At 65.6% G+C, this 23,134-nt stretch carries 23 protein-coding genes; 4 read left to right on the top strand and 19 right to left on the bottom strand.

Annotation, left to right across the window (positions count from 1 at the left end):
• Window positions 1–41: 41 nt before the first annotated feature.
• From can to A9J21_RS10145, 4 genes are all read right to left on the bottom strand, one after another.
• Complete coding sequence (gene can / locus A9J21_RS10160; protein WP_066734893.1) at window positions 42–713, bottom strand: carbonate dehydratase; 672 nt, start codon at window positions 711–713, stop codon at window positions 42–44.
• Entirely contained in the window at window positions 710–2,521 is a 1,812-nt protein-coding gene (gene aceK / locus A9J21_RS10155) for a bifunctional isocitrate dehydrogenase kinase/phosphatase (RefSeq protein ID WP_066734891.1), read from the bottom strand. Before aceK ends, can begins: the two co-directional genes overlap by 4 nt.
• 110 nt (window positions 2,522–2,631) lie before the next feature.
• Window positions 2,632–3,813, bottom strand: a complete 1,182-nt coding sequence (locus A9J21_RS10150; RefSeq protein WP_066734889.1) for an isovaleryl-CoA dehydrogenase — start codon at window positions 3,811–3,813, stop codon at window positions 2,632–2,634.
• A 137-nt stretch (window positions 3,814–3,950) separates the two neighbouring features.
• A complete protein-coding gene (locus tag A9J21_RS10145) occupies window positions 3,951–4,376 on the bottom strand; it encodes a MerR family DNA-binding transcriptional regulator (protein WP_066734887.1) in 426 nt (141 codons plus the stop codon).
• A 178-nt stretch (window positions 4,377–4,554) separates the two neighbouring features.
• Here A9J21_RS10145 and A9J21_RS10140 point away from each other — a divergent pair, with 178 nt between their 5' ends.
• Window positions 4,555–5,631, top strand: coding sequence for an MBL fold metallo-hydrolase (locus A9J21_RS10140; protein WP_066734884.1), 1,077 nt, complete (start codon window positions 4,555–4,557; stop codon window positions 5,629–5,631).
• 21 nt (window positions 5,632–5,652) lie between these two features.
• On the opposite strand, the gene A9J21_RS10135 is transcribed toward A9J21_RS10140, so the two are convergent.
• The 5 genes from A9J21_RS10135 to argS form a co-directional block, all read right to left on the bottom strand.
• Window positions 5,653–6,480, bottom strand: a complete 828-nt coding sequence (locus A9J21_RS10135; protein WP_066734882.1) for a helical backbone metal receptor — start codon at window positions 6,478–6,480, stop codon at window positions 5,653–5,655.
• On the bottom strand, window positions 6,480–7,277 hold the full coding sequence (locus A9J21_RS10130; protein ID WP_066734880.1) for an SDR family oxidoreductase: 798 nt from the start codon (window positions 7,275–7,277) through the stop codon (window positions 6,480–6,482). The genes A9J21_RS10135 and A9J21_RS10130 overlap by 1 nt, the downstream gene beginning before the upstream one ends.
• Before the next feature lie 158 nt (window positions 7,278–7,435).
• Window positions 7,436–8,074 (bottom strand): thiol:disulfide interchange protein DsbA/DsbL, encoded by a 639-nt coding sequence (locus A9J21_RS10125; RefSeq protein ID WP_066734871.1) that lies wholly within the window; start codon window positions 8,072–8,074, stop codon window positions 7,436–7,438.
• 113 nt (window positions 8,075–8,187) lie between these two features.
• Window positions 8,188–8,925: an SPOR domain-containing protein gene (locus A9J21_RS10120; RefSeq protein WP_066734869.1), complete on the bottom strand. Its 738-nt coding sequence runs from the start codon at window positions 8,923–8,925 to the stop codon at window positions 8,188–8,190.
• A 54-nt stretch (window positions 8,926–8,979) separates the two neighbouring features.
• Window positions 8,980–10,800 (bottom strand): arginine--tRNA ligase, encoded by a 1,821-nt coding sequence (argS, locus tag A9J21_RS10115; protein WP_066734867.1) that lies wholly within the window; start codon window positions 10,798–10,800, stop codon window positions 8,980–8,982.
• Between the two features lie 185 nt (window positions 10,801–10,985).
• On the opposite strand from argS, the gene A9J21_RS10110 reads away from it, so the two are divergent.
• On the top strand, window positions 10,986–11,306 hold the full coding sequence (locus tag A9J21_RS10110) for a DUF1840 domain-containing protein (RefSeq protein ID WP_066734973.1): 321 nt from the start codon (window positions 10,986–10,988) through the stop codon (window positions 11,304–11,306).
• Window positions 11,307–11,680: 374 nt separating this feature from the next.
• On the opposite strand, the gene A9J21_RS10105 is transcribed toward A9J21_RS10110, so the two are convergent.
• Together A9J21_RS10105 and A9J21_RS10100 are read right to left on the bottom strand one after the other, a co-directional pair.
• On the bottom strand, window positions 11,681–12,100 hold the full coding sequence (locus A9J21_RS10105) for a DUF883 family protein (protein ID WP_066734863.1): 420 nt from the start codon (window positions 12,098–12,100) through the stop codon (window positions 11,681–11,683).
• Window positions 12,101–12,172: 72 nt separating this feature from the next.
• Entirely contained in the window at window positions 12,173–12,337 is a 165-nt protein-coding gene (locus tag A9J21_RS10100; protein WP_066734861.1) for a DUF1328 domain-containing protein, read from the bottom strand.
• A 282-nt stretch (window positions 12,338–12,619) separates the two neighbouring features.
• Here A9J21_RS10100 and A9J21_RS10095 point away from each other — a divergent pair, with 282 nt between their 5' ends.
• Window positions 12,620–14,011, top strand: coding sequence for a CHASE3 domain-containing protein (locus tag A9J21_RS10095; RefSeq protein ID WP_066734859.1), 1,392 nt, complete (start codon window positions 12,620–12,622; stop codon window positions 14,009–14,011).
• Window positions 14,012–14,084: 73 nt separating this feature from the next.
• Here A9J21_RS10095 and A9J21_RS10090 read toward each other — a convergent pair whose 3' ends face one another.
• From A9J21_RS10090 to A9J21_RS10070, 5 genes are all read right to left on the bottom strand, one after another.
• The gene (locus A9J21_RS10090; RefSeq protein ID WP_066734857.1) at window positions 14,085–14,492 is read right to left on the bottom strand and encodes a response regulator; all 408 of its coding nucleotides are present in this window, start codon (window positions 14,490–14,492) and stop codon (window positions 14,085–14,087) included.
• A 70-nt stretch (window positions 14,493–14,562) separates the two neighbouring features.
• Entirely contained in the window at window positions 14,563–15,195 is a 633-nt protein-coding gene (locus tag A9J21_RS10085) for a response regulator transcription factor (RefSeq protein ID WP_061956399.1), read from the bottom strand.
• Between the two features lie 311 nt (window positions 15,196–15,506).
• Window positions 15,507–15,896 (bottom strand): hypothetical protein, encoded by a 390-nt coding sequence (locus A9J21_RS10080; RefSeq protein ID WP_066734855.1) that lies wholly within the window; start codon window positions 15,894–15,896, stop codon window positions 15,507–15,509.
• Window positions 15,897–16,223: 327 nt separating this feature from the next.
• Window positions 16,224–18,971 (bottom strand): methionine synthase, encoded by a 2,748-nt coding sequence (metH, locus tag A9J21_RS10075; protein ID WP_082926329.1) that lies wholly within the window; start codon window positions 18,969–18,971, stop codon window positions 16,224–16,226.
• A 36-nt stretch (window positions 18,972–19,007) separates the two neighbouring features.
• Window positions 19,008–20,072, bottom strand: a complete 1,065-nt coding sequence (locus tag A9J21_RS10070) for a homocysteine S-methyltransferase family protein (RefSeq protein WP_066734853.1) — start codon at window positions 20,070–20,072, stop codon at window positions 19,008–19,010.
• A gap of 249 nt (window positions 20,073–20,321) precedes the next feature.
• On the opposite strand from A9J21_RS10070, the gene A9J21_RS10065 reads away from it, so the two are divergent.
• Window positions 20,322–20,714 (top strand): rhodanese-like domain-containing protein, encoded by a 393-nt coding sequence (locus tag A9J21_RS10065; protein WP_066734851.1) that lies wholly within the window; start codon window positions 20,322–20,324, stop codon window positions 20,712–20,714.
• Window positions 20,715–20,785: 71 nt separating this feature from the next.
• Here A9J21_RS10065 and A9J21_RS10060 read toward each other — a convergent pair whose 3' ends face one another.
• From A9J21_RS10060 to A9J21_RS10050, 3 genes are all read right to left on the bottom strand, one after another.
• Window positions 20,786–21,043 carry a DUF3567 domain-containing protein gene (locus tag A9J21_RS10060; protein WP_061956410.1) on the bottom strand — a complete coding sequence of 86 codons (258 nt, stop codon included), beginning with the start codon at window positions 21,041–21,043 and terminating at the stop codon, window positions 20,786–20,788.
• Window positions 21,044–21,257: 214 nt separating this feature from the next.
• Window positions 21,258–22,088, bottom strand: coding sequence for a 3-oxoadipate enol-lactonase (pcaD, locus tag A9J21_RS10055; RefSeq protein WP_066734849.1), 831 nt, complete (start codon window positions 22,086–22,088; stop codon window positions 21,258–21,260).
• Between the two features lie 46 nt (window positions 22,089–22,134).
• Window positions 22,135–23,127 (bottom strand): DUF3108 domain-containing protein, encoded by a 993-nt coding sequence (locus A9J21_RS10050; protein ID WP_066734837.1) that lies wholly within the window; start codon window positions 23,125–23,127, stop codon window positions 22,135–22,137.
• Window positions 23,128–23,134: the final 7 nt, after the last annotated feature.

The following is a 23,134-nucleotide window of genomic DNA, read 5'->3' as shown; positions in this document are numbered from 1 at the left end:
TCTGTGTCTCCTCGAAGCAGGTGGGCTTCAGTCGTAGTCGATCAGCGAATCGATGCTTGTGGCGGATCGCCGTATTGCTGCAGGGCGGCCGCAATCTGCGCCTGCAATTCGTCGTTGCTGCTGGCGGCCATGCCCAGGTCGCGCAGCAGGCCGTCGGACACGCCGTAGATCCAGCCGTGCACGGTCACCTGCTGCCCACGGTCCCAGGCGTCCTGCAGCACGGTGGTCTGGCAGATGTTGTTGACCTGCTCGATCACGTTCAGCTCGCACAGGCGCGTATGGGCGTCGTCTTCGCGCAGCACGGTGCCCAGGTAGGCCGAATGCTTGTCGGCCACGTCCTGCACGTGGCGCAGCCAGTTGTCGCACAGGCCCACGCGCTCGCGCTTGAGCGCCACTTTCACGCCGCCGCAGCCGTAGTGGCCCACCACGGTGATGTGGCGCACCTTCAGCACTTCCACGGCGAACTGGATCACCGACAGCGCGTTGAGGTCGCTGTGCGAGATCACATTGGCGATATTGCGATGGACGAACACCTCGCCCGGTGCCAGGCCCAGGATCTGGTTGGCGGGCACGCGCGAATCCGAGCAGCCGATCCACAGGTATTCGGGCGCCTGCTGGTTGGCCAGGCGGGTGAAGAATGTCGGGTCTTCCGCGTTGACGCGATCTACCCACTCGCGATTGTTGCGGAACAGTTGGGCGATGGCATCAGTCATGCTGCCCTCCTTGCGTGGTCGATTGTTGCTGCGCCGTAGCGGTGAATGAAGCGTTCTTGTTGTGGATAGGCAAAAAAGTCATGTACATGGCCGGCCAGCAGCCGGTCCTTGTGTTGCTGCCACATGGCGGCGTCAAAGAAATCGGAATGGTGCCGCAGGAACGCGGCCCGCACGCGCGGATCCCCGAGCAGGAACGTGCGATAGGTCTCCGGGAAGATGTCGTGCGGATGTACGGTGTACCACACCTCGCCGGACATTTCCTCTTCCTCGTTGCGCGGCTCGGGCACGCGCCGGATATTGCAGTCGGTCAGGTACTCGATTTCGTCGTAGTCGTAGAACACCACGCGGCCGTGCCGCGTGACGCCGAAATTCTTGTAAAGCATGTCGCCGGGGAAAATGTTCGCAGCAATCAGCTCCTTGATGGCATCGCCATATTCCTGGATGCCGTGGTCCACCTGGGCGTCGGTGCCTTCCTGCAGCCAGATGTTCAGCGGGGTCATGCGCCGCTCGATATACAGGTGGCGCACCACGATCTCGTCGCTGCCGTCGCTGCTGCGCTGGTATTCGAGCATCGACGGCACATGCCGGGTCAGTTCGCGCAGCAGCGCGTCGTCGAAACGCGACAGCGGAAAGGCAACGTCCGAATATTCCAGCGTATCGGCCATGCGGCCCACGCGGTCGTGCTGCTTCACGAGCTGGTACTTCGATTTCACCAGCGCGCGCGTGGTTTCCTTGGGCGCCGGGAATTCGTCGCGGATCACCTTGAAAACATAGGGGAACGACGGCAGCGTGAACACCAGCATCACCAGCCCCTTGATGCCGGGCGCCACCACGAACTTGTCCGACGAATGCTGCAGATGGTGCAGGAAGTCGCGATAGAACAGGTTCTTGCCCTGCTTCTGCAGCCCCAGCGAGGTGTAGATCTCCGCCCGCGACTTGCGCGGCAGCAGGTCGCGCAGAAAGGTCACGTACGCCGACGGGATCTCCATGTCGACCAGGAAATAGGCATGTGCGAACGAGAACAGCACCAGCAGCTGTTCGGGGCGCAGCAGCACCGTGTCGAGCACCAGCTTGCCGGACGGCCCGTGCACCACCGGAATCGCCATCGGATACGTCTGGTCGCCGTTCAGCACCCGGCCGATGATGAACGCCGTCTTGTTGCGGAAGAACAGCGACGACAGCGTATGCACCTGGAAATTCGCGGCCACGCGGAATTCCCCGGCGTGCTCGTCGAGCGCGCGCAGCACGTAGCCGACGTCGCGCTTCAGGTCCTCGAACGGCACGTCGAGCTGGAAGTTGTGGACGATCCGCTCGAAGCAGGCGGCCATGCCTTCGCGGCTGCCCGGGTAATAGGCCCGATAGGTGGGCCGGGTGGGCGATTCCTCGTTCTCGATGTACTCGGTCGAGACGGCCGGGCGCACGAAGATGAAGTCGTTGTTGAAGTACGAGCGATGCAGGATGCGCGTGCAGACCGAGTTGAAGAAAGTCTCGGCCAGTTCGGGCTGGTGGTGGTTGGTCAGCAGGCCAATGTAGTGGAGCTTGATCTGCTGCCAGATATCGTCGTCGATACGCTCGGCGTCGTATTCGTCCTGCAGCGTCTCCACGGCCTCGCGCACCCGGTCGTTGTAGAACGCGATGCGGTCGCGCTGCAGCGCCTGCAGGCCATGCCAGTCGCAGGCCTCGAAGCGCGCCTTGGCCGTGACGCCGGCCTCGCGGAACAGCCGGTAGTGCTTGTCGAATCCGTCCAGCATGGTCCGCGCCACATCGTAGGCAATCTGCGAGGCGAGCAGCTTGGGAAAGGGGGACATGACTCGAGAGTTCCGGACAATCGGGAGAACGGCTGGCAGTCGAAATTGTAATGGCGTTCGGTACTTACCCTCGGGTAAGCCACGAACGCCTCCGGGATCACTTTCCGGGCTTACATCGTTTCCGCGAACAGCTCGCGGCCAATCAGCATGCGGCGGATTTCCGAGGTGCCCGCACCAATCTCGTACAGCTTGGCATCACGCCACAGGCGCCCCACCGGGTATTCGTTGATATAGCCGTTGCCGCCCAGGATCTGCACCGACTCGCCAGCCATCCACGTGGCCTTTTCGGCGGTGTACAGGATCACCGCGGCGCAGTCCTTGCGCACCTGTCGCACGTGGTCGGTGCCCAGCGCGTCCAAGTTCTTGCCCACCGTGTACAGATAGCTGCGGGCCGCCTGCAGCGTCGTGTACATGTCGGCCACCTTGCCCTGGATCAACTGGAATTCGCCGATGCTCTGGCCGAACTGCTTGCGGTCGTGGATATACGGCGTCACCACGTCCATGCACGCCTGCATGATGCCGACCGGGCCCCCGGAAAGCACCGCGCGTTCGTAGTCCAGCCCGCTCATCAGCACCTTGGCGCCGCCGTTTTCGGCCCCGAGGATGTTCTCCACCGGCACCTCCACGTCCTGGAACACCAGTTCGCCCGTGTGCGAGCCGCGCATGCCGAGCTTGTCCAGCTTCTGCGCCACCGAGAACCCCTTCATGCCCTTTTCGACGATAAAGGCGGTCATGCCGCGCGCGCCCAGGTCGGGCTCGGTCTTGGCGTAGACCACCAGCACGTCGCAGTCGGGGCCGTTGGTGATCCACATCTTGGTGCCGTTCAGCACAAAGCGGTCGCCCTTGAAATCGGCACGCAGCTTCATGCTGACCACGTCCGACCCGGCGTTCGGCTCGCTCATCGCCAGCGCGCCAATCCATTCGCCAGATACCAGCTTCGGCAGGTACTTCGCCTTCTGCGCGGCCGTGCCATTGCGGTGGATCTGGTTCACGCACAGGTTCGAATGGGCGCCATACGACAGACCCACCGACGCCGACGCGCGGCTGATTTCCTCCATTGCGATCATGTGGGCCAGGTAGCCCATGTTGGCACCGCCGTACTCCTCGGCCACCGTGATGCCCAGCACGCCCAGGTCGCCCATCTTCTTCCAGGCGTCCATCGGGAACTGGTCGGTGCGGTCGATCTCGCCGGCGCGCGGCGCCAGTTCGGCCTGGGCCCAGCTGCGCACCGATTCGCGCAGCATCTCGATGTCTTCGCCAAGGTCGAATTTGAGGCCGGGAAGTTCGGTCATGGTGTTGTCTCCTGGTTCTGTCGCTGGATCTGCCGTGGATCGCGCAGGGTTCGGTATTGGATGTGTCGGAGCTATTTTATTGACGTTTACGTAAACGTCAATTGGAGTTGCCACGAAGTGTCGACTTCGCGGCAGGATCAGGCCGTGCGGGTGTGGCCGGCGTCATGGTGTGTCGCGAGCAGCGCCTTGCACTGGCGTTCATGCTGGTCGATTTCAGCCAGCTGGGCCTGCAGGTCTTCCATCTGCCGCTCCAGCGTGCCGCGGTGCTGGGCCAGCAAGTGCAGGAAGCGCTCCAGCTGCGGCGCCGTATCGCGTGGCGACTCGTAGAGATCCAGAATTTCGCGGATTTCATTGAGAGTAAGCCCTAACCTTTTGCCGCGCAGCGTCAGCTTCAGCCGCGTGCGTTCGCGGCCGTTGTAGACGCGCTTGCGGCCGCTGGGCCCCTCCCGGTCAGGCGACAGCAGGCCCTGGTCCTCGTAGAAGCGGATCGCGCGCGGCGTTACTTCGAATTCGCGTGCAAGATCGGTAATCGTGTAGGTGGCGGAAGATGGCTGGGCCGACATATGGCGTCCTGCTAAAAAATGAACGATCGTTCGCGGATTCGTTGCATGATCAACTTTTTCGTCTAAGATGACCGTGCATGGTTTGCGAATTGACGTTAACGTTAGCGTCAACTGCTGCGCGTGACAATCCGGACAAGAGCGTGCCCCCGAGCACGCCGTTATTGACGAGACAAACCCCATGAACGCACTCGAACATCAGCTCCAATATCCGTTTGGCGACACCATGCCCGAACCGGGCACGCGTCAGGAAGTGGCGCCGGGCGTGTACTGGCTGCGCATGCCGCTGCCCTTTGCGCTGGACCATATCAACCTGTGGCTGCTGCGCGACCGTATCGACGGCCGCGATGGCTGGACCATCGTCGATTGCGGCATCACCAACGACACCATCCAGGCCCATTGGGAGACCATTTTCGCCAACGAGCTGGAAGGCCTGCCCGTGCTGCGCGTGCTGGTCACGCATTGCCACCCCGACCACGTGGGCCTGGCGCACTGGATCTGCAAGCGCTGGGACGTACGGCTGTGGATGAGCCTGGGCGACTACATGTCGGCCCGCGTGATGGCGGGCGGCTCGGGCGTCGGCTCCAATGCCGGCGGCGACTTCGCGGCCAGCCACTTCGCGCGCCATGGCCTGACCGACCCCGACAATCTCGAAAAGCTGCGGGCCCGCAAGAGCTACTACCCGTCGCTGGTGCCCGGCCTGCCCACCCAGTACCGCCGCCTGATGGACGGCGACACCGTGCAGATCGACGCCGACCCGGCCACGGCTTCGTGGCGCGTCATCACCGGCTACGGACACGCCCCCGAACACGTGGCGCTGTACAACGCAGCCACCAACGTGCTGATCTCCGGCGACATGGTGCTGCCTCGCATTTCGACGAATGTGAGCGTGTTCGACATGGAGCCCGAAGCCAATCCGCTGCAGCTCTATCTCGATTCGCTGGGCAAGTACGACGACCTGCCCGGCGACGTGCTGATCCTGCCGTCGCACGGCCGGCCATTCCGCAATCTCCATACGCGGATCCTGCAGCTACGGGAGCACCATGTCGACCGCCTGGCCGAAACGCTGGCCGCGTGCGCCGAAAAGCCGTGCAACGCGCACGATATCGTCAGGGTGATCTTCCGCCGCCAGTTCGACATCCACCAGCTGACCTTCGCGATGGGCGAGGCGCTGGCGCACCTGCACGCGCTGTGGCATCGCGGCGAACTGGCGCGGCAGGTGGGCGACGACGGCGTCGTCCGCTTTACCAAGGCCTAAGCGGCCTTGGCTGGCTGAGCGCTAGAAGCCCTCAGCCAGTGTCTTGAGGTAGCGCGCGCCGGCCATGGCGCGGCTGCCGTACCACGACAGCATCTCGCCATCCACCAGCAGCACCGGCTTGCCGATCTGCCGCTCCAGCGCGTCGGCATGGTCTTCGGTAAAGCGGTACGGCTCGGTGGACAACAGCACGGCATCCAGGTCACGCACCAGGGCATCGCTCCAGCGGAAGGTCGGATAACGCTCGCCAGCCGCGTTCGGGCGGCTGCAATCGCCATCGACGCACGCCTGCGGCGCCGTATCGGGCCACGTGGCCCAGTTCACCAGTGCAAGCATCTGGCTGATATAGGTGTCGCGCGACACCGTCATCCACGGGTCCTGCCAGATCGCATAGAGCACGCGGCGGGCGGGCCACGACCTGGCGCGCAACGCGTCGAGCGCGCCCCGCAGCCCGGCCGCCAGCGGTTCGGCCTCGGCCTGCCGCCCGAAGATGCCGCCCAGCAGGGCATAGAGCGCGAAATTGTCCTCTGGCCCGCACGGATGCGTGACGATCACGTGCGGCACGAAGCGTCGGATCTCCTCCACGGTCTCGCGCCGGTTCTCGTCGATATTGACGATCACATGCGTCGGCGCCAGCGCGCGCAGGCGGTCGAGCTTGACGTCCTTGGTACCGCCCACCTTTGCCACGGCGCGTACAGCCGGCTCCGGATGGATGCAGAAGCCGGTGCGCGCCACGATCCGGTCAGCCAGCCCCAGGTCGAACAGCAGTTCCGTGATCGACGGCACCAGCGACGCGATGCGCACCGTGCCCTCGGCCGTACCATGCACGTGTCCCACCGCATCGGTCCACATCATGCGCTCCGCGACTGGCGCGGCTTGCGCGGCGCGCGCCGGAACAGCGCATCGTAGAGCCAGCGCGGCATCACATGCAGCAGCGACGCCACAACGCCCATCTGCCACGGAATCACCGCAAAACGCGCACCCGCGCCAATCTTGCGCACGGCCTTGCGGGCGAACACATCGGCGTCCATCAGGAACGGCATCTTGTACGGATTGTGGGCGGTCATCGGTGTACGGATATAGCCCGGTGCGATCGTCACCACGCGAATCCGCTCGTGCGACTGTTCCAGCCGCAGACTCTCCAGCAGCTTGATCACGGCCGACTTCGACGCGCTGTACGCCCCGCCGCCGGGCAGGCCGCGCACCCCGGCCACACTGGCGATGCCGACCAGCGTGCCGCGCCAGCCGTCCGGGCCGGGCGGCTGCGCGCGCATGGGCTCCAGAAATGGCTGGAATGTGGTCAGCGTGCCAAACCAGTTGGTATCCATCACCGTGCGGAAGACTTCCAGGTCCTCGCGCTCGCTTGCGACGGTACCCACCGATACGCCCGCGTTGGCGACGACCACATCGGGACATCCCACGTTCGCCAGAAAGTCGGCCGCCGCCGCATGCATGGCATCCGCGTCGCGGACATCGACGGCGTAGACCCGCACGGCGGCGGGATTGGGCAGGCTGGCGGCAAAGGCGCGAAGCGCGTCCTCACGTCGGCCCACCAGGCCAAGTGTTGCGCCCTGCGCGGCATAGGCTCGGGCCAGGGCCTGTCCAATGCCGCTGGACGCGCCGGTCAGGAAGATTTTCTGGGGGTTCATGGGTGGGAATATAGCGCGGGTGGCCGCCCGGGCTGGGAGCAAGGGCAGGGACCGGCGCGGCAATTTGTCGCAGATTGGCACACGCGCCCAAAGCAAAACAGCCCGGTGCAGCGGCTGCACCGGGCTGTTGGAGTCGATCCGGCCGGGACGGCGGTCGATCAGAGCTTCTTGTCGCGCACGCCCGTGACCAGGAAGTCCATGGCCTGGATGGCAGCGGACTTGGTGCCGGCGATCGACGGCGAGGTCTCGTACTTGCCTTGCACCACCACGGTCGGCACGCCATCGATCTTGTAGGCGTCGGCGATCTTGTTGGCGCGCTGCGCGTTGGTGGTCACCGAGAACGAGTTGTAGGTGTCCAGCCACTGCTTGCGGTCGATGCCGTTGGCGGCCATGAAATCGGCAATCTCGTTGGTGTCGACCATGCGCTTGCGCTGCTTGTGGATGGCGTCGAACACCTTGGTGTGCATGGCGTCGAGCTTGCCCAGCGATTCCAGCGCGTAGAAGATCTTCGTATGCGGCAGCAGGTCGTCACGGAAGGCCACCGGCACGCGCTTGAACACCACGTCCTTGCCCTGCTTCTTGATCCACGCTTCAAGCTCGGGCTCGAAGTCGTAGCAGTGCGGGCAACCGTACCAGAAGAACTCGGTCACCTCGATCTTGCCGGCCGGCACCGGCTGCGGGGCTTTCAGAACCGTGTAGTCCTTGCCTTCCGTCGGCGCGGCCATGGCGGCGGGCGCGGACATCAGCAGGCCGCCTACGGCGGCAGCGGTGGCGATCAGTGCGGCGATTTTCTTCATGTCAGAAGGGCCTTACGGGTTGAACGTGCTCGACGAGCGATTGGATAGCGTCTAAGACCGGGACGGCGGCACATGGTTCGCACCCGCCCCCCCGGTCAGAATATTTCGCTGGATTACTGTTTCGTGAAACGGATCACCGAGGCATCGAAACCGGCCGACTGCAGGCGGTCGCGCGCCCGGTTCATGTCCTCGATCCGGTTGAACGGCCCCAGGCGGACGCGGTACATCTTGACGCCGTTGACATCGCGATCGGTCACCTTGGCCTCGAAGCCCTGCATCGCCAGGTTGGCCTTCTGGCGGTCGGCGTCGTCCTGCGAGCGGAACGCGCCTACCTGCAGCAGGTAGCCCACCTTGTTGGCATCGGCCTGGGCAATCTCGGCGATGGGATCGGCCACCGGCTTCTCGGCCGGACGCGCGGCCGGCTTTTCCGCCGGTTTTTCGGCCGGCTTGCTGGCCACCGAGCCGGTGCTGGCCGGCATCTCGGCCGGACGGCTGGTCGCCACGGGCGGCTGCGCAGCCGGCTGTTCGGGCTGGCCCACCGGCTTGGCGGGCGTCTTGCTCCACAGCGGCTTGTTCGGATCGGCCGGCTCCGCGCCCGGCTGGGCCTGCTGCGCCTGCTGGGTCGGGTTGGGCAGCGCGCTGGCGACGTTGCCCGGCTCGGTCGGACGCGGCGCCGGGCTGTTGTTGCCATTGCCCTTGAACGGCGCCGGCGACTTGGTGATGTACAGCGCGATGACCACGGCAATGGCCAGGCCGACGATCAGCCCGAGCACCAGGCCCAGGAACGTGCCGCCACGCTGCGTCTGGCGATGGCGGACGGCGCGCAAGGCGCGCTTTGCATTGTGTTGCATGTAGTCCTCTTCGGTGTTGCCGGGGATTATAGAGCCAGTCCGATGACGCGAAGTTCAGGCGGCAGGCGTTTCCTGCTCCGGAGCACGGTCCATCCGTTGCGGCGCCGAGACGCCGATCACCGCCAGGCCGTTCTTGAGCACCTGCCGGGTGGCGGCCAGCAGCGCCAGACGGGCCCGCTTGACCGTCTCGTCGTCCACCAGCACGCGGTCGGCGTTGTAGAACGCATGGAAGTCGCCGGCCAGGTCGCGCAGGTAGAACGCCACGGCGTGCGGCGCCAGTTCGCCGGCGGCGGCGGCCAGCATGTCCGGGAACTCGGCCAGGCGGCGGCCCAGCGCGATGGCCTGCGGGCTGACGTCGGCGGCGGTCACGGCCGCCAGATCCACGCTTGCCAGCTCCGGCAGGCGTTGCTGCCAGTCGGCGCCGCCCCAGGCTTCGAAGATCGAGCAGATGCGCGCGTGGGCATACTGCACGTAGTACACCGGGTTCTCGTCGTTCTGCTTCAGCGCCAGGTCCACGTCGAACACGAACTCGGTGTCGGCCTTGCGCGACAGCAGGAAGAAGCGCACGGCGTCGCGGCCGCGCGTGAAGTGCGCCGGCCAGTCGGCCACACCGGCTTCCAGGCAGCCGCGGATGGTCTCGTCGCCGCCGTTGCTCCACTCGATCAGGTCGCGCACGGTCACGTACGAGCCGGCGCGCTTGGAGATCTTCACCTCCTCGCCGTTCTTCATCACGGTGACCATCTTGTGCAGCACGTAGTCGGGGTAGCCCTGCGGAATGCCGATGTCCAGGCCCTGCAGGCCGGCGCGCACGCGGGCGATGGTGCCGTGGTGGTCGCTGCCCTGCACGTTGATGACCTTGGCGAAGCCGCGCTCCCACTTGGTGGTGTGGTAGGCCACGTCCGGCACGAAGTACGTGTACGTGCCGTCGCTCTTCTTCATGACGCGGTCCTTGTCGTCGCCGTCGTCAGTGGTGCGCAGCCACAGCGCGCCTTCGCTCTCGTAGGTCTTGCCCTTGCCGACCAGCGACTGCACGGCGGCATCCACGCGGCCGTCGCTGTACAGCGACGATTCCAGGTAGTAGCGGTCGAACTTCACGCCAAACGCCTGCAAGTCGATGTCCTGCTCGTTGCGCAGGTAGGTCACGGCGAACTTGCGGATCGACTCCAGGTCCTCGACGTTGCCCGAGGCCGTCACCGGCTCGCCGTCCGAGGCCGAGACCGTCCTGCCGGCCAGGAAGTCGGCGGCGATATCGGCAATGTAGTCGCCGTTGTAGGCCGATTCGGGCCAGCCGGCGTCGCCCGGCTTCAGGCCGCGTGCACGTGCCTGGACCGACACGGCCAGCGTGTGGATCTGCACCCCGGCGTCGTTGTAGTAGAACTCGCGATGCACGGCCCAGCCTTGCCAGGCCAGCAGGTTCGCCAGCGCGTCGCCCAGCGCGGCCTGGCGGCCGTGGCCGACGTGCAGCGGACCGGTCGGGTTGGCCGACACAAACTCCACCAGCACCTGGCCATGCTCGCCGGCCGGGCGCGCGCCGTAGCGGTCGCCGTCACCCAGCACCGCGCGCAGCACCTCGGCGCGGGCCGCCGGGCTCAGGCGCAGGTTGATAAAGCCGGGGCCGGCGATCTCCAGGGCCGCCACCAGCGCCGATGCGCGCGGATCTGCCTTGACCGCGTCAACCACCTTCTGCGCCAGTTCGCGCGGGTTGGTCTTCAGCGCCTTTGCCACCTGCATGGCGATGTTGCAGGCCAGATCGCCGTGAGCGGCCTGCTTGGGGCGCTCGAACGTGACCGCGGGCAGGGCGGCGTCGGCCGGGGCAAGCGCGCGCACGGCATCGGTGAACGCGGCGGCGAGTTGGGAGGTCTGAACAGGCAGCATGGATATCTGGGCCTTGGAAAGCTGGAATGCGTCCGGGCTCGGAGGGGCTGGAAAGTGAAGGCCCCGCCGCGTGCACCGGCAGTGGAAATCGGGAAACGCGGAATTTTATCAGGTGCTATGCTGACATCATGCGACGACCTGTGCGCCCCGCGCCAGTCATGTCGCCACTCGTGAAAGGAAACATCATGCTGATCACCTTCAAATCCCACGCGGCGCAGGACCTGATCATGATGAAGGACCTTGCCATCACGCTGCTTGGCATCATTGGCAAGCATCTGGGCGAACGCGGGGTGATCACGACCGAGGAAATGCCGGCGGCAATCCGCAAGCTGGAAGCGGCCGTGCAGGACGCCAGGAAGGTGCATCCCGCCGATACCACGGTCCACCCGGGCCCGGAAGACGAGCGGGAAGAAGAGCCGCTGCACCTGGGGCAGCGAGCCTACCCGTTCCTGGACATGCTGCGCCTGTCGCAGAAGGAAGGCGCCGACGTGATGTGGGGCGTCTGAGCCTGCATCGCCGGCCCCCGGCCTGATCGTTACCCGCCGGCGCGCCACGTCACAGCGCCGGTGCCCCCTCTGAACGGCGGCCTGTCCGGGCCGCCCGCCTTGATTCGCCCACCCCTGGAAAGCCAATTGCAAGGTTGCGGCCATGCATGCGTGGCGCGCAAAAAAGAACCCGGACACCGCTTGGTGCCCGGGCGTCCCGGATCAGGGATATATCCGGAAAGGGGGTTGCTGCAGGGGTAAGGGGAGAGACCCTGGAATTCGTCCTGCCAACCTGCGTATCTGTGTGCGTCCTGTGGCGCTGGCGACCTGGGCGCCACCTGCGCCCTGAATCGCCCTGAATCGCCCTGAATCGCCCTGAATCGCCCTGAATCGCGCTAGTCGCCGTTGCGCCGGCCGGCCAGCATCAGCCCGATACACGCGCCGATCAGCGCGGCCACGCCTACCGCCTTGAGCGGCGACTCCACCACGCGCTGGCGGCCATTGTCGACGGCCACGTCCATCTGGTCGCGCGCCCAGTGCACGCCGTCGCGGCCACGCTCGCGCATGCGGTCGGACAGTTCGTGGGCCCGGGCCCGCAGGCGGCGGCCCGCGGCCATGCCTTCGGCGGAGCCTTCGTGCGCCAGTACGTCGATGGTTTGCTGGAGTTGCGCGATCAGCGCCTTCACCTCGTCCGACACCGGCCCCACCGCATCGCGGGTATCACGGGCGGCATGCCGGAGCTGGCGTACGGCCGAATCGGCGCTGTCTTGCAGATGATTGATTTCCTTGCGGATCTTTGGATTCTGCGTGAGCATGGATACTCCTTTGTCCAGTCCCTGGCGGAGTTGCCTGCCGGTCCCCCGGTCAGGCAACGCGTGCTGCTGCGCTTACCGTCGGCGCACCAGCCCCATCACGGCCGCCACCAGCGCCACGACCAGGAAGATAAAGAACAGGATCTTCGCGATTTCCACCGCGCCGGCTGCAATACCACCGAAGCCGAAAATGGCCGCCACCAGGGCGACAATGAAAAAGACGAGTGCGTAGTACAGCATGACCAGTCTCCCGAGGTTAGCGAGCGCAACCGGCCTGACGGCTGGTGGTGCGTTCGGCTTGCGCCACGGTGCGCAAGCTCATAGCCTCATCGTAGGGTTCCACCCTTTGACCGCACACCGAAACCAGACCGATTCAGATGTCAGCCAAGTCCTACAGCGGGCGCCGCTTCGCGCCGGATGCGATACGCGCGGCGGCCCGGTACGATTGACCGCTACATGACGATGTGATTCCATGGCCGCTCTTCCGCCCTGCCGCGGCAGCGCATCAACCAGTGACTTCAGATGGCCAAGCATTCCCTACTCCTGAGAAACACCCTGCTGCTTGCCGGCGGCATCGTGCTGACACTGGCCGTTCTGATCGCATCTGAGACCGGAAACCTGCGCCTGCGCGAGGGCTATACCGAAGCCATCCGCTCGCAGCAGCTGCAAAGCGACCTGGGCGAGCTGATCGCCGAGCTGGTCAACGCCGAAGCCGGCCAGCGCGGTTTCCTGCTGACCGGCAAGGAAAGCTACCTGGACCCGTACTACAAGGCGCTGCCCCATATCAGCGAGCTGATGTCGCGCATCCGCCAGCACTACGCCAATGATCCCGAAGGGCTGCGCCAGTTCGGCGAGGCCTCGCAGTTCGTCACGCGCAAGCTCAACGAGATGGCGCTGACGCTGGTCTACGGCAAGCGCGACGTCGACGTGGCGCTGGACATGATCCGCACCGACTTCGGCAAGCAGACCATGGAAAGCGCCCGGCGCGGACTGGAACACCTGCAGGTGCGCGAATCGGGCACGGTCACCCACAACCTGGAGGCAGCCGAGCACGACCTGCAGCTGTCCCGCTACGGCATCGGGCTGCTGACCGCGATCAACATCCTGCTGCTCGTGGCCGTGGGCATGGGCCATCAGCGACGCATGACGATGGCCGAGGCGGCGCGCGAACAGCTCGAAGAGGAAAGCGCCCGGCTGGATCGCAAGGTCCGCGCGCGCACGCGGCAGTTGTCGGCACTGGCGGCCCACCTGCAGCGCGTGACCGAGGACGAAAAGACGCGCCTGTCGCGCGAACTGCACGACGAACTGGGCGCCATCCTGACCGCCATCAAGCTCGACCTGCACTGGGTAAAGATGCGGGTGCAACAGACGCACCCCGAGGCGCGCGACAAGATCACGCGCGTGATGCAGCATGCCGACCAGGCCATCCAGATCAAGCGCCGGCTGATCGAGGACCTGCGCCCCACGGTGCTGCTGAACCTGGGGCTGCGCGAGGCCATCGTGCAGCAGGTGGAAGACGTGGGCGCCCGCAACCAGTGGGAAACCCAGGTCGACCTGCCCGAATCGCTGCCGCCGCTGCGCGACAACGCGGCCATCGCGCTGTACCGGATCGTGCAGGAATCGCTGAACAACGCCAGCAAGTACGCCGAGGCGCAGCACATTTCCGTATCGCTGGCCTGCACCGCGCAACAGCTCACGCTGGCAATCCGGGACGACGGCCGCGGCCTGCCGCCCGATTTCGACGCCGGCAGCACCGGCGGCCATCATGGCCTGCTGGGCATGGAGCAGCGGGTGCTGGCACTGGGCGGGACGATGCACGTGGATTCGGTGCCGGGCCAAGGCGTTTCGATCCGCGTCGAGGTGCCACTGACCACATCTGTGCTGGCGCCGCCCGAGGAAACCACCGAAGTCTGAGCCCGCACGCGGCGGGACCCATCCGGGGCCGATGGCGACGGCCAGGCCACGCCCGAGCTTCTTCAGACGGGTATCAGGAGGCGGAGGTCGCGTAGTCCTCGATCACGCGGAACACCTGTTCCAGTTCGAGCGACTTGTCGAAGAAATAGTCGGCGCCGGCCTCGGCGCACTGGCGCCGGTACATCGATACCTGCGCATGGTTGGTGTAGACGATGCGGATGCCCGACAGCCCGGCCTTCTGCATTTCACGCAGCACGTTGATGCCGTTGCCCTGGCGCAGCTGCAGGTCGACGATCGACACATCGTACTGGCCGTGGGTGGCCAGCTTCACCGCGCCGCTTTCGGTGTCGGCCCAGTCCACCGACTCGACGAACGGGAAGGCCGTCAGGTATTCCAGCAGCATGCCTCGCAATACTTCGGAGTCCTCGATCAGGAGGACCCGCAGCGAACGGTTCGAGGAGGCCGTGGCTTGCTCCGGCATGGCGCTTGGCAACTGTCAGGCGAAGAGATGAACGATTAACGGTTCTGGCACGAGGCTTCCAAAGTCCGGCCTATTCCACGAGCCCATTCTTGATGGCGTAGTAGGTCAGGTCGGCATTGGTCTTCATGCCCATCTTCTCCAGGATGCGGGAGCGGTAGGTGCTCACGGTCTTCACGCTCAGGAATAGTTCGTCGGCAATCACCGACACCGACTGTCCGCGCGAGAGCTTGCAGAAGATCTGGAACTCGCGCTCGGAAAGGGTCTGGTGCACCGGCTGTTCGGTCGGCTTGTCGAGCCCGCCGATCAGCAGGTCTGCCACGGTGGGGCTCACGTAGCGGCGGCCCTGGGCCACCGTGCGGATGGCCTTGACCAGGTCGTCCGGCGCGGATTCCTTGGTCAGGTAGCCCGAGGCGCCGGCACGGATCAGATTGATCGCGTACTGGTCTTCGGGATAGGTGGACAGGATCAGCACCGGCAGGTTGGGCAAACGCTGCCGGATCAGCTTCAGCACATCGATGCCGTTGCGATCCGGCATGGAAATATCGAGTACGAGTACGTCGAACTCGCTGTCGCGCAACTGCGCCATCACTTCGTCGCCGCTGGCGGCTTCGCCCGTCACCTTGATGTCGGGTTCCTCTGAAATGAACTGGCGCAGACCAGCGCGCACGATCTCATGATCGTCGGCGATCAAGACGCGGATCATCGGTGTCTCCACGGTGAGGGGGTGGCCCGCCTGCCGAAGCACGGCCCGGGCCGGTTTCCTGCATTGTAGTGCCGACGCGACGCCGAATATGTCGGTGTCAGGCTGACATGACGCGCCACGGCGACACCCGCAGGGCGGGCCGACAAGCGCCGCGCGCGGGCGCAGGGGAATGGAAAATGCTGCAGTGCGGCGCACCCCGGGAGCGGCGCGCCCAAACGCAAGACGGACGCCCGAAGGCGTCCGTCAGTCCATTTGCCTGCTGCCGGGATGGGGGCGGTCTGGAGGGCCCGCCCCGTCATCCCGTCCTGCGGCTACTGGATCTTGGTACCGGCATCGGCGCCGGCCCCGGCGTTGGCGCCCAGGTCACCCTTCTTCGACTTGGCCTTGGCATGGCCGGTGTGCTTGCCCTTGTTTTCCTTCTCGGTGGGCGTCGACGACATCGAGGTGTCGGCGCCCGCCTTTCCGCCCAGGCTGGCCTTGCTGCCCGGATCCGCCGAACTCGGGCTGGCCGGGGTCACCGCGCCACCGGCCGCGCCGCCGGCGTTCACACCGGCATTCGGGCTGGCATTCTGCGAGGGTGCGTTCACGGAGGCGCCGACGCCCGCTTGGGTGCCAACCGTGGCACCGGTGCCTTGGGCCATCGCGAAGGACGAGGCGGCGGCAATCGACAGGGCGGACAGGGAGATCAGCAGCTTCTTCATGGGAGAGACTCCTTTACTGAATGCTCCGCAGCGAAACATTCGCTGCGGCATTCACGCGGTGTCACGTGAACTGGGTTCCAGTCTATGGAGCCGATCCATGCCGGTCTGTGAGCACTTGTCAGGTTCTGTAAGCAGTCGTGAAGACATTGCGAACATTGTCGGCCGGCGTCCCACAGGCCGCGCCGGATAACGGATTCGTCGTATTTCCCTTACGTTTCAACGGCGGTGGCAACGGTCCCGGCAGCGGGCGGGCCATAAAAAAACCGGGGCGCCGCTGTCGCGCGGCGCCCCGGTCATTGCAACTGCTTACAGCTGCAGCGAAGCCGCTTACAGGTTAGGCGCCAGTGCGCGCTCCAGCGCCGTGCGGTCTTCACCGCGACGCGCCACCATATCGTCAAGCTGGTCCTGGCCGATCTTGCCCACGCTGAAGTACGTGGAGTGCGGATGCGACAGGTAGAAGCCGCTCACCGACGCGGCAGGCGTCATCGCCAGCGCCTCGGTAATGCCCATGCCGATCTCGGCGGCGTCCAGGAATTCGAACATCGGGCCCTTGACCGTGTGCTCCGGGCAGGCCGGATAGCCCGGCGCCGGACGGATGCCACGGTACGCCTCGGCGATCAGCTGGTCGTTGTCCAGCGTCTCGGCGGCGTCATAGCCCCACAGGTCGGTCCGCACGCGCTGGTGCAGGCATTCGGCAAACGCCTCGGCCAGGCGGTCGGCCAGCGCCTTGAGCATGATCGCGCTGTAGTCGTCGTGGTCGGCTTCGAACTGCGCTTCCTTCTTGTCCACGCCGATGCCGGCCGTGACCGCGAACACGCCGATATAGTCGGCCACGCCGCTTGCCTTCGGGGCAACGAAGTCGGCCAGGCAGCGGTTCGGACGCTTCACGCCATCAACCACCGGACGCTCGCTCTGCTGGCGCAGGTTGTGCCAGGTCAGCGCCACCTTGCTGCGCGACTCGTCGGTGTAGATCTCGATATCGTCGTCGTTGACCGTGTTGGCCGGCAGCAGCGCCATCACGCCGTTGGCGGTCAGCCAGCGGCCCTGGATCAGGCGGGCCAGCATGCTCTTGCCGTCGGAATACACGCGGCGCGCCGACTCCCCGACGATCTCGTCGTTGAGGATGTCCGGGAATTTGCCTGCCAGGTCCCAGGTCTGGAAGAACGGGCCCCAGTCGATGAAATTCGCCAGCTCCGACAGGTCGTAGTTGCGGAACACGCGCCGGCCGATGAATTTCGGCTTCGGCGGCACGTACTGGCTCCAGTCCAGCGGCGTCTTGTTGGCGCGCGCCTCGGCCAGCGACACCATCGGCGTGGCCTTCTTGTTGGCGTGCTGGGCGCGGATGCGATCGTAGTCGGTCTTCAGGTCGTCCAGGTACTTTGCGGCGCCCTCGTCGGACAGCAGGCTCGAAGCCACGCTGACCGAGCGCGAGGCATCGGGCACGTAGACCACCGGGCCTTCGTAGTTCGGCGCGATCTTGACCGCCGTGTGCACGCGCGACGTGGTGGCGCCGCCGATCAGCAGCGGGATCTTCTTCACCCGGAAGTAGTCGTCGCGCTGCATCTCCGATGCCACGTAGGCCATTTCCTCGAGCGACGGCGTGATCAGGCCCGACAGGCCCACGATGTCGGCGCCCTCGACCTTGGCGCGCGCCAGGATCTCGTTGCACGGCACCATCACGCCCATGTTCACGACTTCGAAGTTGTTGCACTGGAGCACCACCGACACGATGTTCTTGCCGATGTCGTGCACATCGCCCTTCACGGTGGCGATCACGATCTTGCCGCGTGCGCGCACGTCGCCGCCCGCTTCGGCCAGCAGGCGCTTCTCTTCCTCGATGTACGGCAGCAGATGCGCCACGGCCTGCTTCATCACGCGGGCGCTCTTGACCACCTGCGGCAGGAACATCTTGCCCGCGCCGAACAGGTCGCCGACGATGTTCATGCCGTCCATCAGCGGGCCCTCGATCACCTCGATCGGACGGCCGCCGCGCGCTTCCACCTGCTGGCGCACTTCCTCGGTGTCCTCGACGATGAACGTGGTGATGCCATGCACCAGCGCGTGGGCCAGCCGGTCGCCCACCGGAACCGGTGCCTCGGGCGTGCCACGCCAGGCCAGGTTTTCTTCCTTCTTCTGGCCGCCGCCCTTGAAACGGTCGGCAATCTCCAGCAGACGGTCGGTGGCGTCGTCGCGGCGGTTCAGCACCACGTCTTCCACGCGCTCGCGCAGTTCGGCGTCGAGCTGGTCATACACGCCGAGCTGGCCGGCGTTGACGATGCCCATGTCCATGCCCGCCTCGATGGCGTGGTACAGGAACACGGTGTGGATGGCCTCGCGCACCGTGTCGTTGCCACGGAACGAGAACGACACGTTCGACACCCCGCCGCTCACCTTCGCGTACGGCAGGTTCTGCTTGATCCAGCGCGTGGCCTCGATGAAGTCCACCGCGTAGTTGTTGTGCTCCTCGATACCCGTGGCAACCGCGAAGATGTTCGGGTCGAAGATGATGTCTTCGGGCGCGAATCCCACCTCGTTGACCAGCACATCGTAGCTGCGCTTGCAAATCTCGGTCTTGCGCTCGAACGTGTCGGCCTGGCCCTTCTCGTCGAAGGCCATCACCACGCTGGCGGCGCCATAGCGGCGGATCAGCGCGGCATGGTGGCGGAACTGCTCCTCGCCTTCCTTGAGCGAGATCGAGTTCACCACGGCCTTGCCCTGCACGCACTGCAGGCCGGCCTCGATGACGTCCCACTTCGACGAGTCGATCATGATCGGCACGCGGGCGATGTCCGGCTCCGATGCAATCAGATTCAGGAAGCGCACCATCGCCGCCTTCGAATCGAGCATCGCCTCGTCCATGTTGATGTCGATGATCTGCGCGCCGTTCTCCACCTGCTGGCGGGCCACGGCCAGCGCCTCGTCGAACTGGCCGTTCAGGATCATGCGGGCAAAGGCCTTGGAACCGGTGACGTTGGTGCGTTCGCCGACGTTGACGAACAGCGTGTCGTCGTCGATCAGGAACGGCTCCAGGCCGGACAGGCGCATCGGACGCGGGGGCAGCTTACTCTGGCTCATGATGTCTCTTCTCTAATGCTCGGTGCGTGCGATGTTTCAGGCGGCCTGTTCGGCGTCTTCACGGTACTGGCCCGGCCAGGCACGCGGCGTCTTGTCGGCCACGCGCTTGGCGATGGCGGCAATGTGGTCGGGCGTGGTGCCGCAGCAGCCGCCCACCAGGTTCACCAGGCCCGACGCGGCGAATTCCTCCACCAGCGCCGACGTGACCTCGGGCGTTTCGTCGAAGCCCGTGTCGCTCATCGGATTCGGCAGGCCGGCGTTGGGATAGCACGACACCGCGGCGTCGCACACCTTTGCCAGTTCGGCGATATACGGGCGCATCAGCGTGGCGCCCAGCGCGCAGTTCAGGCCGAACGTGACCGGCTTGGCGTGGCGCAGGCTGTTCCAGAACGCTTCCACGGTCTGGCCCGACAGAATGCGGCCCGATGCATCGGTCACGGTGCCCGAGATCATCACGGGCACGCGCTCGCCGGTGTCCTCGAACAGCTGGTCGATGGCGAACAGCGCGGCCTTGGCGTTCAGCGTGTCGAAGATCGTTTCGACCAGGAACACGTCGGCGCCGCCTTCGAGCAGGCCCTTGCCCTGTTCGTAGTACGAATCGCGCAGTTCCTCGAAGGTGACATTGCGCGCGCCGGGGTCGTTGACGTCGGGGCTGATGCTGGCCGTCTTCGGCGTCGGGCCGAAGGCACCGGCCACGAAGCGCGGCTTCTCGGGCGTGCTGTACTTGTCGCAGGCGGCGCGCGCCAGGCGGGCGGCCTCGACGTTCATCTCGTAGGCCAGGCTGGCCATCTTGTAGTCTTCCTGCGCCACGCCCGTGGCACCGAACGTGTTGGTCTCGATCAGGTCCGCGCCAGCGGCCAGGTACTGCTCGTGGATCTCGCTGATGACCTGCGGACGCGTCAGCAGCAGCAGTTCGTTGTTGCCCTTCACGTCGATCGGATGGTCGGCGAAACGCGTGCCGCGGTACTCGGCCTCGCCCAGCTTGTAGCGCTGGATCATCGTGCCCATCGCGCCGTCGAGAATCAGGATACGTTCACGCAGCAGCCGGGGCAGGCTGGCGGCCCGGGTATAAGGGCGGGGGGCGGATTGGACAGCGCTCATGGTGGGGCCTGGATGTGATGCGCGCGCCCGACCGGCAGGCCGAATGCGCAAATTTGGGCAAGAGGACGATTTTATCAGGTAGATCAAGGGATTGCGGGCGGGCACCTGGCTCCGGCCCGCGGCGTTGCGCGCGGTTGTCAGCGGCAGACGCCGCGCCTACACTGGGAGACGTATTCGCCACGAACGGCGTTCGCCTTCGTTCGCCTGCGTGCGCCATCATTCGCTTTCGACCAGTTTTCGTCAGTTTCCATGCAACACTTGAGCCCCAACGACGCCCTGACGCTGCTCGGCACCGAGCCCGACGCGCTCTTCATCGACTGCCGCAGCGAGATGGAATACCTGTTCGTCGGCCATCCGCAAGGCGCGCACAACGTGCCCTGGAACGACGGCCCGGACTGGGAAGTCAACCCGCACTTCGTCCAGGCAGTGAAGAAGCTGGCCGGCCAGGTCTCCGCCCGGCCCGTGGTGCTGATCTGCCGCAGCGGCAACCGGTCGTCGGCCGCCGCGCGGGCGCTGGAGGGCGCCGGATTCACCACGGTCTACAACGTGCTGCATGGCTTCGAGGGCGACCTTGACGCCCACCGCCATCGCAATACCGTCAACGGCTGGCGGCACGAAGGGCTGCCCTGGGAGCAGTACTGACGCCCCGGCCGCGCCAATGAAAAACGCCCGCTCGAAAGCGGGCGTTTTCGTCTGGGCCGTGCCGGCAATGCTCAGTGCATCACCAGCGGGTTGTTCATGACGGTGTCGAACTTGCCTAGAAACTCGTCGACTTCCTCCACGGATGGCTCGCTTTCAATCAGACGCGTCACGTCGGCGCGGAAGGTCTCGGCCATATGACCGCCGAGGAAAATTTCGCGTTTCAGGTTCTTGTCGACGATTTCGTAGCCGCCCGAGGCAAGGGTCGCATGCTCGACATCTGCTCCAAACTCGACAATGCAGTAATTGTCGCTGTTGTAGATCATTTGCATCGCACTACCTCCTGGCGTATGGTTGGCGCCGGTCCCAAGCCTGCCGGGATGACGCGATTTCCTCTCCAAGCTGAGGGTAGTCGTCCGGAATTCAAGTTGTACTACCCGGACGAGCCTTTGCGTGCCACTTCTGCCCTCTTACCTTTGGGCATCGGCGCCTGCTACAAGTTTCTTGAGCGCCGAGCACTACTGTGTTGCGATCTTCCCAATGGCGTTACGGAATATCACACTGCCCGCCACATGCCGCATGCCCCAGGAACGCGTCGAAGATCGCATGGAAGCGTTCCGGTTGTTCGATAAACGACAGGTGCGCTGCATCGGGCAGCACCTCCAGCTTCGCACCGTGGATTTTTTGCGCAATGGATTGGGCCATCGATACCGGCGCGCCTTCGTCCTTGTCGCCCGTCACAACCAGGGCAGGACAATGGATACGGCCGATCGCGTCTGCCAGGTCGAAGGCCACGATGGCCTGCGCCACCCCCACGTACCCCTGCACCGGCGTGGCCAGCAGCATGCGGCTGATGCGTTCGACCTCGTCGGGATGCTGCGCGCGGAAAGACGCCGTCAGCCAGCGTTCCATCGTCGTCGGCACCATGCCCGCCATGCCGTGCGCCTCGGCCTGGCCGATCCGGTTGGCCCACATCGGATGGGCTTCCATCGGGGTGTGGTCGATGGTGTCCACCAGGGTCAGCGACAGCAGCCGGTCGGCGTGCCGCACGCCCAGGGTCTGGGCCACCATGCCACCCACCGAGACGCCGCACACGTGGGCCTGCCCAATGTCGAAGGCGTCCATCAGCGCCACGGCGTCGTCGGCCAGCCGGGCCATCGTATAGGCGCCCACCGGGGCATCGCTGCCGCCATGCCCGCGCAAGTCGAAACGCAAGACCCGATATCGACCGGACAGATGACGCGCGGTGTCGTCCCACAGCGTCAGATTCGCACCGAGCGCATGGATCAGGACCACCCATGGCCCTTCGCGGCCATCGATGCGAGCCTGCAGCTGGACGTCGCCAGCCCGTATTCGCTGCGCCAATGTGTCAGGCATGTTTCAGTCTCCCGCGTGGTCAACACGTGTCACCGCGGCATCGGCATCACCGCCCTTCACTACTACGATAGACCAGATCGATCTGAGTGCCATCGGGCTCCGTCTGACGAAGGCGCGCGGGCATCCAGTTCAGCGAGGGCGCCAGCCAGATTTCCACGCGCCGCTTGTCGTTGGGGTGACGCGGAAGCCGCATGAAGTGTCGCGCCCGTACCACGTCGGTGCCGATGTCGATATCCTCGTCGCCCACGTACTGGATCTGCATCGGCTCTACCTCGCGGGTGTCGGCCACGTTGAACGACTCGACCACGCCGGGCGTGGCATAGCGCTGCGGGTCGCCGCGCACCCAGCCCACCAGTTGCAGGAAGATGCTGAAGCGGTCCTGGAAGGCGGTAGGCATTGGCACCTGGCCGCCACGCGTTTCAAACACGACGGTATTGGCTGCGCGGTCGAAGCGTGCCACCTCCACCTTGCTGCGCCGGGCCTCCTCGTAGCGCGTGGGGGACAGCCCGCGATCGGTCATGTCGCCGGCGCTCTGGAACGCAAAGCGGAACCACAGCACGCGTGTTTCAACGGCAAGCCGGTAGTGTTTGCCGTCCTGTTCCCATCGGATGATGCCGTCGGGGTTCTGCACGCCGTTGACGAAGCTCGCGTAGCGCAGCGTGACCGAAGGGGGGGCCGCATAACGCGGCCCGGGTGGCGTGGGTGGCGCGGCTGTCTCGGCCGGCGGCGATGGCGCGCTGGCGGTGCCCGTGCCGCCGGCGCCGGTGGTGGCGGTCGTGTCGCCGCTCTCGGCCGTTGCCAGCGCGGGTGCGGATGGCGCTTCAGCGGGCTCCGGGGCTGGAACGGGTGTTTGAGCCTGCGGCGCCTGCCTGGGCGCGGGGTGGGGCCGTGCTGGCGGCGCGGGTGGCGCGGGCGGGGGCAGCAGCACCGCCTCGATGGGCGGCGTCTCGCCCGCGTCGGGCAATGACGGGATCGGCACGCGCACCAGGCCAAACAGCAACAGCGCGTGCGCGACCGCCACCAGTGCGATCACCACCATCCACCGG

Source organism: Cupriavidus sp. D384, from assembly GCF_001652915.1.
In the GTDB taxonomy this organism is placed as follows: Bacteria; Pseudomonadota; Gammaproteobacteria; order Burkholderiales; family Burkholderiaceae; genus Cupriavidus.
Note: the sequence above shows the minus strand (reverse complement) of the source record. Positions and strands in the feature narration are given on the sequence as shown.

What these genes read in the sequence shown, in the direction of transcription:
- can (WP_066734893.1), bottom strand. Translation starts at nt 713, where the DNA reads ATGACTGATGCCATCGCCCAACTGTTCCGCAACAATCGCGAGTGGGTA.
- aceK (WP_066734891.1), bottom strand. Translation starts at nt 2,521, where the DNA reads ATGTCCCCCTTTCCCAAGCTGCTCGCCTCGCAGATTGCCTACGATGTG.
- A9J21_RS10150 (WP_066734889.1), bottom strand. Translation starts at nt 3,813, where the DNA reads ATGACCGAACTTCCCGGCCTCAAATTCGACCTTGGCGAAGACATCGAG.
- A9J21_RS10145 (WP_066734887.1), bottom strand. Translation starts at nt 4,376, where the DNA reads ATGTCGGCCCAGCCATCTTCCGCCACCTACACGATTACCGATCTTGCA.
- A9J21_RS10140 (WP_066734884.1), top strand. Translation starts at nt 4,555, where the DNA reads ATGAACGCACTCGAACATCAGCTCCAATATCCGTTTGGCGACACCATG.
- A9J21_RS10135 (WP_066734882.1), bottom strand. Translation starts at nt 6,480, where the DNA reads ATGTGGACCGATGCGGTGGGACACGTGCATGGTACGGCCGAGGGCACG.
- A9J21_RS10130 (WP_066734880.1), bottom strand. Translation starts at nt 7,277, where the DNA reads ATGAACCCCCAGAAAATCTTCCTGACCGGCGCGTCCAGCGGCATTGGA.
- A9J21_RS10125 (WP_066734871.1), bottom strand. Translation starts at nt 8,074, where the DNA reads ATGAAGAAAATCGCCGCACTGATCGCCACCGCTGCCGCCGTAGGCGGC.
- A9J21_RS10120 (WP_066734869.1), bottom strand. Translation starts at nt 8,925, where the DNA reads ATGCAACACAATGCAAAGCGCGCCTTGCGCGCCGTCCGCCATCGCCAG.
- argS (WP_066734867.1), bottom strand. Translation starts at nt 10,800, where the DNA reads ATGCTGCCTGTTCAGACCTCCCAACTCGCCGCCGCGTTCACCGATGCC.
- A9J21_RS10110 (WP_066734973.1), top strand. Translation starts at nt 10,986, where the DNA reads ATGCTGATCACCTTCAAATCCCACGCGGCGCAGGACCTGATCATGATG.
- A9J21_RS10105 (WP_066734863.1), bottom strand. Translation starts at nt 12,100, where the DNA reads ATGCTCACGCAGAATCCAAAGATCCGCAAGGAAATCAATCATCTGCAA.
- A9J21_RS10100 (WP_066734861.1), bottom strand. Translation starts at nt 12,337, where the DNA reads ATGCTGTACTACGCACTCGTCTTTTTCATTGTCGCCCTGGTGGCGGCC.
- A9J21_RS10095 (WP_066734859.1), top strand. Translation starts at nt 12,620, where the DNA reads ATGGCCAAGCATTCCCTACTCCTGAGAAACACCCTGCTGCTTGCCGGC.
- A9J21_RS10090 (WP_066734857.1), bottom strand. Translation starts at nt 14,492, where the DNA reads ATGCCGGAGCAAGCCACGGCCTCCTCGAACCGTTCGCTGCGGGTCCTC.
- A9J21_RS10085 (WP_061956399.1), bottom strand. Translation starts at nt 15,195, where the DNA reads ATGATCCGCGTCTTGATCGCCGACGATCATGAGATCGTGCGCGCTGGT.
- A9J21_RS10080 (WP_066734855.1), bottom strand. Translation starts at nt 15,896, where the DNA reads ATGAAGAAGCTGCTGATCTCCCTGTCCGCCCTGTCGATTGCCGCCGCC.
- metH (WP_082926329.1), bottom strand. Translation starts at nt 18,971, where the DNA reads ATGAGCCAGAGTAAGCTGCCCCCGCGTCCGATGCGCCTGTCCGGCCTG.
- A9J21_RS10070 (WP_066734853.1), bottom strand. Translation starts at nt 20,072, where the DNA reads ATGAGCGCTGTCCAATCCGCCCCCCGCCCTTATACCCGGGCCGCCAGC.
- A9J21_RS10065 (WP_066734851.1), top strand. Translation starts at nt 20,322, where the DNA reads ATGCAACACTTGAGCCCCAACGACGCCCTGACGCTGCTCGGCACCGAG.
- A9J21_RS10060 (WP_061956410.1), bottom strand. Translation starts at nt 21,043, where the DNA reads ATGCAAATGATCTACAACAGCGACAATTACTGCATTGTCGAGTTTGGA.
- pcaD (WP_066734849.1), bottom strand. Translation starts at nt 22,088, where the DNA reads ATGCCTGACACATTGGCGCAGCGAATACGGGCTGGCGACGTCCAGCTG.
- A9J21_RS10050 (WP_066734837.1), bottom strand. Translation starts at nt 23,127, where the DNA reads ATGGTGGTGATCGCACTGGTGGCGGTCGCGCACGCGCTGTTGCTGTTT.